Here is a 14,740-nt window from a genome sequence, read left to right on the forward strand (position 1 = left end):
CCCCCCCCCCCCCCCCCCCCCCCCTCCCAGGCCACGCCATCCCCCTCTACCCCCCCCCGGCCGCACTCCCGGCACTCCACCGCCGCCGGGAAAAGCGCGCGCCCAGAAGCGCGGGTGGAAGTCCGGGGAAGCCAGCGGCGGCGGCCATGCAGCCACGTCGGCCGGCTCAGGTGCAGAAACCCGGGCCGTCACAGAAAGAAGAGTCCGCCATGGCTATCGAAGCCCCGTCCGCGGCCACACACGACGGCGTCCCCTCCCTCCAGGATTTCCTCGCCGAACGGCCCACGCCGCCGGCAGTGCTGAGCGAGGCAGGCTGGCAGGGAGCCGTCCGCCGGCTCACCGGCAATGCCATCAACCCTGCCCCCGGCCGCCGCGAACGCGCCCATTTGAACGCCAGGGAAGATGTCCAGCGGCGCCTGGATGGACCCAGGACTGTCGTTGTCGTCAACCCCAAGGGCGGCGCCCATAAAACCACCGCCACCCTGCTTCTAGCCGCCACGATGGGCATCGAGCGTGGCGGCTACACGCTGGCGTGGGACAACAATGAAACCCGGGGCACCCTTGGGTGGAGGGCGCCGCTGGCCGTCCACCCGCGGACGGCAGTGGACCTGCTGGAGGAGGTGGATCGCTTCGAAAGCCCCGTCCTGGGACGGATCGGGGACCTGGACCGGTACGTGCGCTACCAGGGTTCGACGCAGTTTGACGTGCTGGCCTCGGACGAGGACGCGGCCGGAGCAGCCACCATTGGCAGCCGCGAATTCGACCGCCTGCACACGGCCCTGCGCCGCTTCTACCGGATCATAGTGGTGGACACCGGCAACAATATGCGGTCCTCCAACTGGCAGGCGGCTGTGCAGGCGGCCGATGAACTGGTCATCATCTCCACCCTGCGGGAAGATACCGTAGCCAGTGCCGTCTGGCTCGTTGACGGACTGCGCGAGCGCGGGTTCCAGGCCAAAGTGAGCAACGCCGTGACGTTGCTCGCGGCACCCTCCGGGCAAACCGACGTGCAACTTCATGCCAGGGCGCGCAGGCATTTCGTGAGCCTGACCAGGGAAGTGCTGGATGTACCTTACGACAAATCCCTCGTCTCGGGTGCACGGTTGAACTACCAGGCGCTGCAGCCAGGCACCCGCGAGGCATGGCTGCATGCCTCCGCCGCTGTGATGCGCGGCATGTAGGACAAGCGGCACCGGGGCCTTCGTTTTACGGGAGCGCCCTGGCTTCGCTGAGCTGCAGGCGGCTCCGGTACTCCACCGGCTTGCCTGCGATGGGGTCCACGAACCCGATGCCGCGGGCCAGGAGCTGCAGGGGCTTGGTGTAGTCATCCGGAGCCTTGTCCAGCAACTCCGGATAGAACGCGTCATTAACGATCCCGAGCCCCAGGGACGCCATGTGCACCCGCAGTTGGTGGGTCTTTCCGGTGTGGGGTTCCAGCCGGTACAGCGCCCGGCCCTTGGGACTGCCGGGTGCCGCAGCGGCGGCGGAAGCGTCGGCGTCGAACGTTTCCAGCCGCTCAATCCGCGTTTCCGCGTTGGGCTGGCCGTCAATTACCTCGGCCAGCAGGTAGCTGCGCGACTTGGTCATGCGGTTGCGCACCACCACGGGAAATTCGACGGCGGGATACCCTTCCGCGGGCTCCGCGGCGGACACGCACTCATAGTTTTTTTGCACCTGGCGTTTCTCGAAAAGCACCTGGTACTTGCCGCGGGTGTCGGGGTTTGTCGAGAACAGCAGGACGCCGGCCGTCATGCGGTCCAGCCGGTGCATGGGAATCAGGTCCGGCAGGTCCAGCTGGTTCCGCAGGCGGACCAGCGCGGATTCCTGGATATAGGTGCCGCCGGGGGTGGTGGGCAGGAAATGGGGCTTGTCCACCACCAGTAGGTGCTCGTCCTGGTGCAGGATGTCCAGCTCCACGGGAATGCGGGTTTCCGGCGGCAGCGTCCGGTAGTACCAGATGAACGTATGGTCCTGCAGCCGCGTGGTGCGGTTCAGCGGGGTACCGCCTTCGCCAACGATCTCGCCCGCGTCAAACCTGTCCTCGATGCCCTGCGGATCAATATGCCCCCAGCGGTGCATCATGTAGTCCATTGCGGTGTCCCAGGGGCCCTCCACGGGAAGGCGCAGGCGGGTGGCATTGACGCCGTCGCGCACGGGGAGGGGGGATTTCATCACCGGACAATTCTACGGGGCCCGGCTGCTGCCTCCAGCGCTCCCGGGGCTGCACACGTCCGAAGCCCTTCGCCGATACCATCAGCTTGCGGATTGGATCAGGCAGCCCAGCCGCGGGCAATGGCGTCGAGGGCTGCGGTGTAGGCAGCTGCCCAGTCGGCGTCCGGTGGGCCCACCTGGGCGAGCTCCAGGCTCACCACGCCGTGCACCTGGCCCCAGATGGCGAAGGCAATCATCTCAACGGACGCCGGCAGCAGGACCCCCTCGGACTGCGCGGCAGCAACGGCGTCGATCAGGGGTTGCATGGCGCCGGCGGCCACCTCCGGGGTGGGCCGGCAATCAACGTAGGCCGCCAGCGCGCCGCCGAACATGAGCCGGTACAGCGCGCGATGCTCCAGGGCCCAAATCCTGTAGGCGACTCCAAGCTCACGAAGTCCACCCGGTGCAGCGGCAACCTGCGAGTCCCGGAACGAAGCGAACCCGTCGTCCACGACCGCAGTCAGGAGCTGGGACTTCCCGCCGAACAAGGAGTAAACGGCAGTAGTGGAAGTCCCTGCCGCGGATGCCACATCCCGCAGGGTCACCCTGGCGGGCCCGTCCCGGTCCACCAGGTCAGCCGTTACGGCGAGCAGTTCATGCTTCAGGGAATCGTTATGTATCACGGGTCTTGCCACGGAACCCATTGTTGCATAACCTTGTTTTGTAACGTCGTTACGGACATCGTTACGAAAACCAGTACCAAGGAGTTTCCCATGGCAGGGAGTGTTTTTTCTGGCCGGTACACCGCTGAGCCCGGCCGTGACTCAGTCACTGTCTTTTTGATCGGCATGCGGGCAAACCGGTGGTGGAAGGCGGCGACAGTTGGGAAGGTCGCTGCAGCAATGCCGCGGATGCTCCAGCACCTGGCCTTGGACCCGTCGTCGGGAATGCTGGGATCTGAACAGTGGTTCGGGCGGACCACCATGCTGCTCAGCTACTGGGAGAGCCCGGAACACCTGCGGAAGTTCGCTGCGGACCGGGAGTCGCCCCACCTGGAGCCCTGGCGCCGATTCATGAAGGAAACAGCCGGGAGTGGAGACGTTGGTGTCTGGCATGAAACCTACCAGGTGCCTGCGGCCGGAATAGAAGCCATCTATAACGGGATGCCCCTATTCGGGCTGGCGAAGGCCACCACCCATGTCCCTGTCGGGGCCGGTACCAGTACTGCCAGGCAGCGGATGGGCAGGTCCCCAAGGCAAGCCGCGGCACCGTCAACCCCCGCCAGGCAATAGCAACTCGCCCAGGCATAGCCGCACCCACAGGCATTGTCCAACGCCGGCCAGGCGATGGCGACGCCCATCAGGCAATGGCGACGGCGGGGGCGTCCTTCAGGGTCCGGCGGAGTTGGGGGGCGGCGTCCAGCCGGTCCTGCGCTGACCGCAGGGCAAGCACCGCGGACTCCAGTTTCTCCGGGGGCAAGGTAAACGGCACCCGGAGGTAGCGTTCGAAGGCGCCGCCAATCCCAAAGCGCGGCCCTGCCGCCAGCCGGATCCCATGGTCGGGTGCGATGACCGTCAGCGCCGTGCTGATGGGCGCGGGCAGTCTGCACCAGACGGACAGGCCGCCGGATGGGTACGCCGTTTCCCACTCCGGCAGGTATCCGGCCAGCAACTCCAGCAGGGCGCCACGGCTGTCCCCCAGGGCAGTAAGCCGGGCCGGCAGCGGCTCGTCCAGGGCGCGGACGAGATGCGCCGCGGCCAGTTGTTCCATGACAGGTCCGCCCAGGTCCAGGGAGGTCCGTGCCGCCGCGAACCGCTGGATCAGGTCCCCGGAAGCCCTGATCCATCCGGTGCGGAGACCTGCCCAGTGCGACTTGCTGAGCGATCCGATGGTTACCACTGCTGGACTGAAGGCAGCCACCGGAGTGGTCTGGACGCAGTCGAGGTTCAGCTCCCGCAGGGTTTCATCCACCACCAGCGTGGTTCCCGCGGCCGCCGCCGCCTTGACCAGGAGGCGGCGTTGGGGGTCGGGCATCACTTGTCCGGTGGGATTGTGGAAGTCCGGCACTACGTAGGCGAGTCTGGGGCGCTGCTGCATCAGGGTGGCCTGGAGTGCCTGCATGTCCCAGGCCGGAGCAAACCGCCCGCTGCCACCGCCGCTTGCGGGGGTGCTGGAGAATGCCACCGGGGTTGGCCGGCAACCGGCGGCGCGGATGCCGTCAAGGGCATTCGGGTAGCTTGGGTGCTCCACCAGCACCCTGTCCTGCCGCCCGGCGAGGGCCCGGAGGACGATGTTCAAGGCGTGCTGCGCGCCCGACGTCACCAGGATCTGGTCTGCCGTAGTAGGTGCCCCGGCTGCCGTGTACCGGGCCGCTATTGCCTGGCGCAGGGGGAGCAGGCCGACGGCGTCATAGCCGAATCCCGGGAGCAGGGCCGGGAGCTCGGTGAGGGCCGCCGCGAACGCGCGGTGTACTACCTCACCGCTCGCGGAAAGGGACGCATAGGCGAGGTCGATCAGCCCCTCAGGCGCGGCCAGTCCGGGTGCCGCGGGTCCAGGCCCTGCCAGCGCTGGACCACCAGGCACTGGGTCAGCGAGCAACGTGCTGCCGGCAGGCGTTGTGCGTGGAATCCGGGTCCGGCTCCTGCTGCCTTGTCCGCTGGTCACAAATCCTTGCTCCCGGAGGAGTCCGTAGGCGGCGGTTACGGTGGTGCGGCTGACGCCCAGGGATTCGGACAGCGCCCGCTCGCTGGGCAGGGCGGTGTCCAGCGCCACCCGGCCGTCCAGGACCAGGAGGCGTACGACGTCGGCCAGCTCACGGTAGGCGGGCGCGGCGCCAAGGTGCCACGTTCCCAGAAGGCGGGCAAGGGCGGCAGCGCTGAGAGGGGACATAAGGCCAGTATTCCAAACTGGCTATGGAATTCAATGCCAGTTTTCTGCGAGGGTGGTTCCCATGTTGACCCGCAGACTCCTCCAGCTCTTCCTCGGCCTCGCCATGTACGGAATATCAATCGCCCTGTTCATCCGGGCCGGACTGGGCCTGGACCCGTGGGACGTCTTTCACCAAGGCGTGGCCGGGCGGACCGGGCTCAGCATCGGCCTTGTGGTCATCATCGTGAGTTTCCTGGTGCTGCTTCTCTGGATTCCGCTGCGGCAACGGCCTGGGTTCGGCACATTGTGCAACGCCGTGCTGGTGGGCGTCTTCGCGGACATCAGCCTTGCCCTGATCCCGGCTTTCTCCCACCTGGGCGGGCAGGCCGCCATGCTCGCAGGTGCAGTGCTGCTGAACGGCATCGCTTCCGCCTGCTACATCGGTGCACGGTTTGGACCCGGCGCCCGGGACGGCCTGATGACGGGCCTTGCCCGGCGCACCGGATGGTCCGTCAGGTTGTCGCGCACACTGATTGAGGTGGTGGTCCTGGCCGTCGGCTGGCTCCTGGGCGGCTCAGTGGGTGTGGGCACTGTTGTCTACGCCCTCGCGATTGGACCCCTGGTCCAGCTGCTGCTCCCGGTGTTTATGGTGCCCGCCGCGCTCCCAGCCGAACCCGACCCGCAGGGGCGGGACGACGCCGGCTCCGTTACTCCGGAACCACTGGTCAGCAACGGCTAGTGGGACTCCCCGGAGGCCCGGGCAGGGCGCCTTGTCCGGGCGCTGAGGCCAGGACGCCTGCGCTTGGACCCCCTAACCCAGGAGCGGCTGGCACTGGGGGCAGAAGTAGATGTCCCGTTCTTCCTCGCCGTTCAACTTCCCCAGGACGCCCCGCCGGATCGGCGTTCCGCACTTGAGGCAGGGCTGGTGCTCTCTGCGGTACACCCAATAACCCGGCCGTCCGGCCATTCTCCCCACCGGCAGGCCTTTGGCGTTGAGGATGGTGACGCGGCGGCCGGGACCGAGGTTTACTTCGAGCAGCTGCTTGGCATCCATCATCATGGTCCGCGCATCCTGGACGGCGGATACCGGTGACGCCGGATGGACACCGGACAGGAAGCAGGCCTCACAACGGTAAATGTTGCCGATTCCCGCCAGGTTGCGCTGGTCCAGCAGGGCAACACCGATAGGGACATCCGGGGCGGCACGCACCCGCCGCTCCGCTTCGTCCAGGTCCCAGTCAGGTCCCAAAAGGTCAGGGCCAAGGAACCCCACGATGGAGTCCTCATTGGCCGTGGCCACCACTTCAACAATGCCAAGGGAAAATCCGACGGCGTCCGCCACCGGCGTGCGCAGCACGCATCGGGCCGTGTATCCCGGCTTACGCCACCTGCCGCCTGGCGGGTAGACCTGCCAGGTGCCCTCCATCTTCAAATGCGAGTGGATGGTAAGCCTTTTGTCCTCCGGGCCCACTACCCGCATCAGCAGGTGCTTGCCGCGGGGAACCACCTCCGCCACCGTCCATCCGGCCAGATTCAACGTGGCGAAGCGGGGCACCCGGAAGTCGGACGCTATCAGTTTCTGTCCCGCCAGCGCCTGGTGCAGCTGGTTGGCTGCGCGCCAGACCGAATCCCCCTCAGGCACGAATCCTCAGCCCCTTGGGCGTGGAGTAGGCTCCGGCCGAACTGAGCGCCGCGGCAACGGGCGTATCCAGGATCCCGTGGCCGTTCACTTTCTCCATGATCAGCTTGTCGACAGCGCCGCGGGTCACCACACTGACCAGCGCCAAGCCGGCCGCGGCGAGGATAGTGTCATTGTCGCTGAAGGCCAGCAGGGTTTTTCCGCCCCGTTCCACGTACAGGACCAGCGCGCCGTCCACCAGCACCACCAGTGCACCCGCCTTCCGTCCGGGACGGTGCCCGGTTCCGGCTTCGTCGTGGAGCGCGGGCCAGGGGAGGGCCGCGCCATAGGGGTTGGCGGGATCAGTGGCGGCCAGGGCAAGCGCAGCAGGCTCGGGCTTGGCGAGCTGAGTGTCCTCGGAGTAGGAACGGAGCCGGTCAACGGTGGCCGGCACAGCGAACTGGGCAGCTCCCAGATGCTCGATGAAGTAGCCGCGGCGGCAGCGGCCTGCTTCCTCGAGCCGGGCCAGGACTTTGTACATCAACCCGAATCCGCCAAGGATCTGTTCTGCCATCACCGAGCCGCGGGTCACCACGCCGTAGCGGTCCAGCAGGAGCTCGGCAGTGGCGCGGGCGTGGATCGTGGGGTCGAGTTCGGGCTGCGGTAGCGCGGACCAGCGGCCTGCTGCCAGGGGTGGTGTTGCCGTGCCTGCTGACGTCCCGTACCGGCCGCTGCCCATACCCGCCGAGCCCATCAGGCCGGTTCCGTGGGAACGGCCCAGCCGGCTCAGTCGCGGCGCACGTGCCCTGGGTGCGCGGGCAACCTGCCGGTGGGCCGTGTGCCCGCCGGCGATCAGAGTCCGGACGGGAGCAAACGTGTCGCCGGTGATGCGGCCGGCCCAGGCCAGGTCCCACAATGCGGTGACAACCTCTTGGTCACTCAGAACTGAGTCCATTCCGCCGGCCACCTCAGTCAGCTGCCGGAAGAAATAGCCGCCACCGTTGTTGCGTAGGTGCTCCAGGAGCCGCTGCTGGGCGCCGCCTGGTTCATAGTCGATGGCCGGATTCAGGGTCAACTCGGCTGAGTCGGCCAGGTGCAGGCTGATCCAGCCGTCGTTTCCGGGCAGTGCTCCTGCTCCGGACCAAAGCACCTCGCCGGCGGCCATCAGTTCGTCGAGCATGGCCGGCTGGTAGTTGGAGACCCGGGAGGCCAGGACCAGGGGCTCCCAGGCGGACGCGGGGACCGGGACACCCGAGAGCTGGTCGATGGCTGTGACGATGCCGTCCAGCCCGCGCAAACCCGGTTGGCCGCGGCCCGCGCCGGGGGTACGGACATGCTGCCAGGCCGGCAGGAAACGGCCGTACGCAGACGCGTCGACAGGCTCCACCTCTGCCCGCAGTGCTGCCAGCGACCGGCGGCGCAGTTTGCGGAGTACTTCGGCATCACACCACTCACTGACCGTGGCGGGATGGAGCGCTTCAGGTGCGGCGGGGTGGAGCCCTTCAGCGGGTGCTGAGGGGTCGGCAGCAGGAGGGTTGGTGGCAGCGGGGTTGGCATCAGAAGGGGTAGCAGCAACATCGTTAGCTGCCGGATTCACTGCCGCCGGCTGCGTCCCGGGCGGGACCGCATGGGGCCGGAACTCGCCTTCCACCACCCGGCCGTCAGCGGCGAGGCGCTTGAGGGCGGTGGTGACCACTGCCACGCCTAGGCCCAGCCGGGCTGCCGCTTCGGCCGCCGTGAAGGGCCCGTGGGTGCGGGCATAGCGGGATACGAGGTCCGTCAGGGGATCCGCCACTGGTTCAATGAACGCGAGCGGCACTCCCATGGGTAGGGGGACGCCGATGGCATCCCGTAGCCGCGCGGCGTCTTCAACAGCAGCGAAGCGTTCCACGCCGCCGATGTTGACCTTGATGGCGCGGTTGGCCCGCTGCAGGGCGAGCAGGTGGCCGGTGGCGGATTCGGTAGTGGCATGGGCCAGGTGGGCTGCAGGCGCCTGGGCAGCAAGCTCGGCCGCAAGTTCGGCATCTGTTGGTTCGGCAACGGCCGCATCCGCCACCGCAACGTCCCCGGCCGTCGGTGACCCGCCGGCAGGTTCGGCGGCTGCCGGCTCCTCGCCCTGAAGCCTTGCGGCAGCCTCCTCCGGCGCCAGCGGACCAAGCAGGCGCAGCAGGTCTGCCACACCTTCCACTCCCCGCGCACGCCGGTCCGGCGCCAGGCGCTGCAGCTCCCGTTCGGTGGAGTCGATGACCCTGGCGTCCAGCAGTTCGCGCAGCTCCACGCGCCCCAACAGCTCATTGAGGAGGGTGGAATCGAGGGCCAGGGCAGCGGCACGGCGCTCCGCCAGGGGGGAGTCGCCCTCGTAAAGGAACTGGGCAACGTACCCGAACAGGAGCGACTTCGCGAAGGGCGACGGCTGCGAGGTCGTGGTCTCCACGATTCTCAGCTCGCGCCGGTCCACGGACGCAGCGATGTCTTTGAGCGCCGGAAGATCGTAAACGTCCTGCAGGCATTCGCGCACTGTTTCCAGCACGATGGGGAACGTGGGGTACTTCCGTGCCACGTCCAGCAACTGGGCGGACCGCTGCCGCTGCTGCCACAGCGGCTGCCGTTTGCCGGGAGTCTGCCGCGGCAGCAGCAGTGCACGGGCGGCACATTCGCGGAAGCGTGAGGCGAACAATGCGCTGCCCCCTACTTCTGCCGTGACAATCTGTTCCAGTTCCTCGGGGTCGAACAGGAACAGTTCCGCTCCCGGCGGCTCGTCTTCCATCATGGGCACGCGAAGGACGATCCCGTCGTCGGCGGCCATGGCGGAGCCATCCATGCCGTACCGCTGGTTTAGCCGCTGGCCCACCGCCAGCGCCCACGGTGCATGCACCGGCATGCCGAAGGGGCTGTGCAGGATCACCCGCCAGTCGCCCAGTTCGTCATGGAACCGCTCCACCACCAACGTGGTGTCGCTGGGCACCACTTCGGTTGCCTGCTTCTGTTCACTGAGGTACTGGATCAGGTTGTTGGCCGCAAAGGCGTCCAGGCCGCTGGCTTGGCAGCGCTCAATGGCGGGCCCGACGTCGGAGGTTGCCAGTTCCCGCACGAAGGCACCAAGGGCACGGCCCAGGTCCACCGGGCGGCCGAGTGAATCGCCCTTCCAGAACGGAAGCTTTCCGGGCTGGCCGAAGGCCGGGGAGACCAGCACGCGGTCGTGTGTGATGTCCTCGATCTTCCAGCTGGTGGCGCCCAGGGCAAAGACGTCACCCACGCGGGATTCATACACCATCTCCTCGTCCAGCTCGCCGACGCGCCGGCCGCCCTTGGGGGCAGGCGCGGGCTTGCCGTCAGCGGACGCCGCCGCCGACCCCTCCAGTTCCGTGCCGATGATGTACACCCCGAAGAGGCCGCGATCCGGAATGGTGCCGCCGGAAGTGACGGCGAGGCGCTGGGCCCCCGGCCTGCCTTCGATGGTTCCGGCGTTCCGGTCCCAGACAATCCGGGGACGAAGCTCGGCGAATTCGTCGGAAGGGTAGCGGCCCGCCAGCAGGTCCAGGGTTGCCTCGAAGGCCGACCGGGGGAGGGACGCGAACGGGGCAGAGCGTCGGATAGTGGCAAACCATTCCTCAACATCGATGCTGCCCAGCGCCGTGGCGGCTACGGTCTGCTGCGCCAGGATGTCCAGGGGATTGGCCGGGATGCTGAGGCGCTCGATCTTGCCGCCCAGCATGCGTTCCACGGTGATGGCTGTGTGCACGAGGTCCGCCCGGTGCTTAGGGAAGAGGACGCCCTGCGAGACTTCGCCTACCTGGTGGCCGGCACGGCCCACCCGCTGCAGGCCACTGGCTACCGACGGCGGTGATTCCACCTGCACCACCAGGTCCACGGCGCCCATGTCGATGCCCAGTTCCAGTGATGACGTAGCCACCACGCACCGCAGCCGGCCCGATTTGAGGTCGTCCTCAATCAGCGCTCGCTGGTCTTTTGAAACAGAGCCGTGGTGCGCCCGCGCCAGCACCGGGCCCGCCCCCGCGGAACTTCCCGCCTGGGCCATCATCTGGGCCGGCGTGGCGGTGGAAACAGGGGCTTCAGCGGCCGTCCCGATTGCCTGGGTGGCCGCCGGCACAGGATCATCCCACCCTCCGCCCTCCGCCAGCAGCTGCCGCTCCACGTAAATCTCGTTGAGGCGCGCCGTGAGCCGTTCCGACAAACGGCGGGAGTTGGCGAAAACGATGGTGGACTGGTTGGCCAGCACCAGGTCAACAATTTTTTCCTCAACGTGCGGCCAGATGGAGGCTTGGGGCTGCAGCCCGGAGGCGGGGCCGGAGTCGAAGGCTCCGGCAGCGCCCTGGAGGTCGGACATGTCCTCCACCGGCACGGAAACGGTGAGGTCCCAGTTCTTTTTCGCGGGCGGGGCAACGATTTCCACCGGTGCGGAGCCGGCCAGGAACTGGGCCACCAGTTCCTTCGGCTCCACGGTGGCCGAAAGTCCAATCCGCTGGGCGGGTTTGGGCAGCAGGGCGTCCAGCCGCTCAAGTGACACGGCGAGGTGGGCTCCACGCTTGGTTCCGGCCACGGCGTGGACCTCATCGATGATGATGGTGTCCACTTCAGTCAGTGTTTCCCGGGCCCGTGAGGTGAGCATCAGGAACAGCGATTCCGGTGTGGTGATAAGGATGTCCGGCGGGTTGCTCAGCAGGACGCGGCGGTCCGCCGTTGTTGTGTCTCCGGAGCGGACACCCACCGTGATCAGTGGTGCCGGCAGCCCCAGCCGCTTTGCAGTTTGCGTGATGCCGATCAGCGGGGAGCGGAGGTTCCGCTCCACATCAACGCCGAGGGCTTTCAGCGGCGAGATGTACAGGACCCGGGTCTTGCGTTTGGGTGCGCGGGGGCGCCTCCCTTTTGCCGGTGCCTCGGGCACCGGGGTTTCGGGAGCGGCTGTGCCGCCGGACTCAAGCAGCCGGTCCAGCGCCCAGAGGAACGCGGCGAGGGTCTTTCCCGAACCGGTGGGAGCCACCACAAGCGCGTGCGAGCCGGAGGAGATGGCCTGCCAAGCACCGTTTTGGGCGGGCGTCGGCTCCGAGAAAGCGCCGAGGAACCAGTCGCGTGTAGGCCTGCTGAACTGGGCCATGGGTGCTTCCGCGACTGCACCCCTGCCTCCGCCTCCGGGCTGTTCCTGGATCATGCCTCCATCATGCCCCAAGCCACCGACAGTGATACCGGCATGCAGCTTCCCCCGGGTCCCGGCTCAAGCCCTTCCTGCGCGGGGAAGGTTCTTGGTGGCAGGGCCCTCCAGGAGTTGTCCTTCATTGGTGAATCGGGATCCGTGGAGCGGACAGTCCCAGGTCTGCTCGCTGTCGTTCCAGTGCATTATGCCGCCCAGGTGTGTGCAGACGGCTGACAGCTTGCACGTGGTTCCGTTGACGGTGGAGACGGCCACCGGCTTTGCTCCCTCACGGTAGACCTTGCCTTCGCCTTCGGCTGGCACAACGGGAGCCGGCCCGGCAGCCGGTTGTTCCTTGCCTTTCCCCAGCCCCTCGGCCGCCAGCTGGCCCCAACCCGCTGCCAGCTTGGCGGCCACCCCCGCATTGAGGGAAAGCGCTGACGCTGCGGCGGCGGGTGAACTGACACGGCGGTGGATGGTCTTGGCCCAGGGTACGTGGCCGCCAAGGATGTCCGCGGAAATTCCCACGGCCGCAGCTACCGCGTTGGTCATGCCCCACTTGTTATAGCCGGTGCCAAAATAGACGTTGCCCTTGCCCCTGGGGAGCTTGCCGAAGAAGGGCATCAGGTTGACGGGCAGATAGTCCTGCGCAGACCAGGTGTGCGTCACCACCGACCCCGGGTACTGCTGCACGGCCCAGTCCACGAGACTGCCAAGGTGGTGTTTTTCAGACCGGGCCCGGCCTACGTGGTGTCCGTGTCCGCCCACGAGGAGCAGCCGGCGGCCGTCCACTTCGTAATCCCGCAGGGAGTGCGTGGGCTGCTCCACCGATATGTACATGCCGGGGGGAGGAGCCTGATCCTCCTGCAGCTGCAACGCGGCCGCATAGGAACGGCTCGGTTTCACCTTGGCAAAGTAGAGCCCCCTGTCCAGGACGGGAATACCGGTAGCAAGCACTACCTCGTTCGCAGTGACTGTGCCATGGTCTGTGTGGATGGTGGCGGGGCCGCCCCCGGTGACGTCCTGCAGCCGTACGCCGCCTACGACGGTTCCGCCGCGGTTGCGGATGTCGGATACCAGCGTGTCCAGCACTTCTACGGGGTTGATTTGTGCCTGGTTGGCCAACCGCACCGCTCCGTGGACGGGAAAGGGCAAACCGGGGTCGCGCACGTATTCCATGTCCAGTCCGGCGGTTGTGCCGGCACTTATCTCTTCCCGAAGCTTTTCGGTGCCTTGGGCTGAGGCCGCATACGTGTAGGCGTCCCGGGTCTGGAAGGGAACCTTGTGCTCTTCCATGTACCGCAGGAGCCACGCCTGGCCTTCGAGGTTGCCGTCCACGTATGCCTGGACCTGCTCCTGGGAGTACTGGCGGGTCAACTGCGAAAGGAAGGTTCCCTGGAGCAGCGTTACCTTGGCGGTGGTGTTCCCGGTGGTAACAGCACCCGGGTACCGTGCCTCAAGCACCAGGACGGTCTGCCCCGAGCGTGCCAGCAGGAGTGCAGTCACCAGGCCGGTAAGTCCGGCGCCGGCAACCACGGTGTCATAGCTGCTTCCGGGCTCAAAGGGATCGGAGGTGAAGGTTTCCGCACGGTCCAACCAAATTGACGTCATCGCAGTTCAGCCTGCCTTTTGGTCCTGGCCCTGGCGGGCCATTTGTGATGTGTCTGTTATAGATCCTGATCTATGCGTGGTGTAGGTGCTAAGTATACTTATGATGTCGGTGTTTAAGTCTATGGTTCAGGCGCAACCCGGCAGCCATGATGTGAACGTTAACGACAACAGCAGGAGTAATCATGACAGGCATGAGTTCCGACGGTCGCACCGCAGGCCGTACAAACATCCAAAAAGCAGCCCTCGCCGTGGGCGCAGTGTTCCTCCTGGTGGGCCTCCTGGGCTTCATCCCGGGCATCACCTCCAACTACGACACCATGGGCTTCGCTGGGCATGAGTCCCGAGCCCTGCTCCTGGGCATCTTCCAGGTCTCAATTCTGCATAACATCGTCCACCTGCTGTTCGGTGCCGCGGGCATCGCCATGGCCCGCAGCGCTGCACAGTCAAGGAACTACCTGCTCGTTGGCGGCGCCATCTACCTGGTCCTCTGGCTTTACGGCCTGCTGATCGGGCTCGACACGGCTGCGAACTTCGTTCCGGTTAACACCGCTGACAACTGGCTGCACTTTGTCCTCGGAGTCGGCATGATCGGCCTGGGCGTTGCCCTTTCCCGCGGCACCGCCCACGCCGGACGGACCACCACCGCACACTAGGTGCATCACAGACACATCGATAAACGCCCCACGGGCGGAAGACAACGGCAGGCGGGCTCGGCACATTGCCGGACCGCCTGCGGTTGTCTGTGGCCACGACGCAGGTCCTGACGGCGAGAGGAAGGGAAACCCGAAAGCAAGAATGGGAGGCCGCCCCTGGAATGCGTCTACTCAGGTTGGAAGGCCCCGATGGTCAGCAGTGTAATTTCTGCATTGCTGCAGGCCTTGGTGGGCTGGGGCAGGAACAGGGATGCAGTGTCCTCGGGAGGGTAGATCCGGTAGCCGGCGGCATCCACCAGGGCGCAGTCCTGGTAGTTCCCGGCCTGCGTGTAGCGCAGGACCGCCGAGCCAGTCTGGCCGGGAGCCAGCAGGACGTCCGTTGGTGCCGTGGCTTCATCACGAACGGCCGGGGCACCGATAGGGGCGCCGGCAGCATCGGCAGCCAGTGATACGCCGGCAAAACCCCGAAGGACACAGGTTTCCGAGCCGGTGTTGGTGAGGTTGAGCTTCATGAAGACGCTCCCCGCTGCTCCGCCGCCTGACGCATCCGTGGCGGCGGAAAGGCCGTTCGCCTTGCAAAGGGCCGGTGCCCCCGGCGCAGCGGTAGCCGGAGCAGCTGCGGTGGGCGTTCCCGACGACGTTTCAGACGCCGCCGGCGCTGCAGATGTTGCGTCGGGGCTGGCAGAGCTG

General features: G+C 66.8%; 11 protein-coding genes. 4 read left to right on the forward strand and 7 right to left on the reverse strand.

Annotation, left to right across the window (positions count from 1 at the left end; translation table 11 throughout):
* Nucleotides 1-209 precede the first annotated feature (209 nt).
* Nucleotides 210-1,181 carry a MinD/ParA family ATP-binding protein gene (locus tag AC5RWX_RS22285; protein WP_494098484.1) on the forward strand — a complete coding sequence of 324 codons (972 nt, stop codon included), beginning with the start codon at nucleotides 210-212 and terminating at the stop codon, nucleotides 1,179-1,181.
* Between the two features lie 25 nt (nucleotides 1,182-1,206).
* Here AC5RWX_RS22285 and AC5RWX_RS22290 read toward each other — a convergent pair whose 3' ends face one another.
* Complete coding sequence (locus tag AC5RWX_RS22290) at nucleotides 1,207-2,172, reverse strand: RluA family pseudouridine synthase (RefSeq protein WP_494098494.1); 966 nt, start codon at nucleotides 2,170-2,172, stop codon at nucleotides 1,207-1,209.
* Between the two features lie 98 nt (nucleotides 2,173-2,270).
* The gene (locus tag AC5RWX_RS22295) at nucleotides 2,271-2,855 is read right to left on the reverse strand and encodes a TetR/AcrR family transcriptional regulator (RefSeq protein ID WP_494098485.1); all 585 of its coding nucleotides are present in this window, start codon (nucleotides 2,853-2,855) and stop codon (nucleotides 2,271-2,273) included.
* A 69-nt stretch (nucleotides 2,856-2,924) separates the two neighbouring features.
* Here AC5RWX_RS22295 and AC5RWX_RS22300 point away from each other — a divergent pair, with 69 nt between their 5' ends.
* The gene (locus AC5RWX_RS22300) at nucleotides 2,925-3,443 is read left to right on the forward strand and encodes a DUF4188 domain-containing protein (RefSeq protein ID WP_494098486.1); all 519 of its coding nucleotides are present in this window, start codon (nucleotides 2,925-2,927) and stop codon (nucleotides 3,441-3,443) included.
* 67 nt (nucleotides 3,444-3,510) lie between these two features.
* Here AC5RWX_RS22300 and yczR read toward each other — a convergent pair whose 3' ends face one another.
* Nucleotides 3,511-5,040 (reverse strand): MocR-like transcription factor YczR, encoded by a 1,530-nt coding sequence (gene yczR, locus AC5RWX_RS22305; protein ID WP_494098487.1) that lies wholly within the window; start codon nucleotides 5,038-5,040, stop codon nucleotides 3,511-3,513.
* A 61-nt stretch (nucleotides 5,041-5,101) separates the two neighbouring features.
* Here yczR and yczE point away from each other — a divergent pair, with 61 nt between their 5' ends.
* Nucleotides 5,102-5,758 (forward strand): membrane protein YczE, encoded by a 657-nt coding sequence (gene yczE, locus AC5RWX_RS22310; protein WP_494098488.1) that lies wholly within the window; start codon nucleotides 5,102-5,104, stop codon nucleotides 5,756-5,758.
* Nucleotides 5,759-5,830: 72 nt separating this feature from the next.
* Here the strand turns inward: yczE and AC5RWX_RS22315 are convergent, their stop codons facing one another.
* The 3 genes from AC5RWX_RS22315 to AC5RWX_RS22325 all read right to left on the reverse strand — a co-directional run bounded on the left by AC5RWX_RS22315 (nucleotide 5,831) and on the right by AC5RWX_RS22325 (nucleotide 13,397).
* Nucleotides 5,831-6,661: an Fpg/Nei family DNA glycosylase gene (locus AC5RWX_RS22315; protein ID WP_494098489.1), complete on the reverse strand. Its 831-nt coding sequence runs from the start codon at nucleotides 6,659-6,661 to the stop codon at nucleotides 5,831-5,833.
* Complete coding sequence (locus tag AC5RWX_RS22320) at nucleotides 6,654-11,807, reverse strand: Lhr family helicase (protein WP_494098490.1); 5,154 nt, start codon at nucleotides 11,805-11,807, stop codon at nucleotides 6,654-6,656. The genes AC5RWX_RS22315 and AC5RWX_RS22320 overlap by 8 nt, the downstream gene beginning before the upstream one ends.
* A 63-nt stretch (nucleotides 11,808-11,870) precedes the next feature.
* The gene (locus AC5RWX_RS22325; RefSeq protein ID WP_494098491.1) at nucleotides 11,871-13,397 is read right to left on the reverse strand and encodes an FAD-dependent oxidoreductase; all 1,527 of its coding nucleotides are present in this window, start codon (nucleotides 13,395-13,397) and stop codon (nucleotides 11,871-11,873) included.
* 191 nt (nucleotides 13,398-13,588) lie between these two features.
* Between AC5RWX_RS22325 and AC5RWX_RS22330 the strand changes: the two genes are divergently transcribed.
* A complete protein-coding gene (locus AC5RWX_RS22330) occupies nucleotides 13,589-14,050 on the forward strand; it encodes a DUF4383 domain-containing protein (RefSeq protein ID WP_494098492.1) in 462 nt (153 codons plus the stop codon).
* Nucleotides 14,051-14,217: 167 nt separating this feature from the next.
* Here AC5RWX_RS22330 and AC5RWX_RS22335 read toward each other — a convergent pair.
* Nucleotides 14,218-14,740: DUF4232 domain-containing protein (locus AC5RWX_RS22335; RefSeq protein ID WP_494098493.1), on the reverse strand; the 523-nt coding region annotated here is incomplete at its 5' end.

The organism is Arthrobacter sp. SPT-J7, assembly GCF_059089965.1.

Bases quoted from the DNA above. Each gene is read 5' to 3' on its own strand.
- AC5RWX_RS22285 (WP_494098484.1), top strand. From the start codon at position 210: ATGGCTATCGAAGCCCCGTCCGCGGCCACACACGACGGCGTCCCCTCC.
- AC5RWX_RS22290 (WP_494098494.1), bottom strand. From the start codon at position 2,172: ATGAAATCCCCCCTCCCCGTGCGCGACGGCGTCAATGCCACCCGCCTG.
- AC5RWX_RS22295 (WP_494098485.1), bottom strand. From the start codon at position 2,855: ATGGGTTCCGTGGCAAGACCCGTGATACATAACGATTCCCTGAAGCAT.
- AC5RWX_RS22300 (WP_494098486.1), top strand. From the start codon at position 2,925: ATGGCAGGGAGTGTTTTTTCTGGCCGGTACACCGCTGAGCCCGGCCGT.
- yczR (WP_494098487.1), bottom strand. From the start codon at position 5,040: ATGTCCCCTCTCAGCGCTGCCGCCCTTGCCCGCCTTCTGGGAACGTGG.
- yczE (WP_494098488.1), top strand. From the start codon at position 5,102: ATGTTGACCCGCAGACTCCTCCAGCTCTTCCTCGGCCTCGCCATGTAC.
- AC5RWX_RS22320 (WP_494098490.1), bottom strand. From the start codon at position 11,807: ATGATCCAGGAACAGCCCGGAGGCGGAGGCAGGGGTGCAGTCGCGGAA.
- AC5RWX_RS22325 (WP_494098491.1), bottom strand. From the start codon at position 13,397: ATGACGTCAATTTGGTTGGACCGTGCGGAAACCTTCACCTCCGATCCC.
- AC5RWX_RS22330 (WP_494098492.1), top strand. From the start codon at position 13,589: ATGAGTTCCGACGGTCGCACCGCAGGCCGTACAAACATCCAAAAAGCA.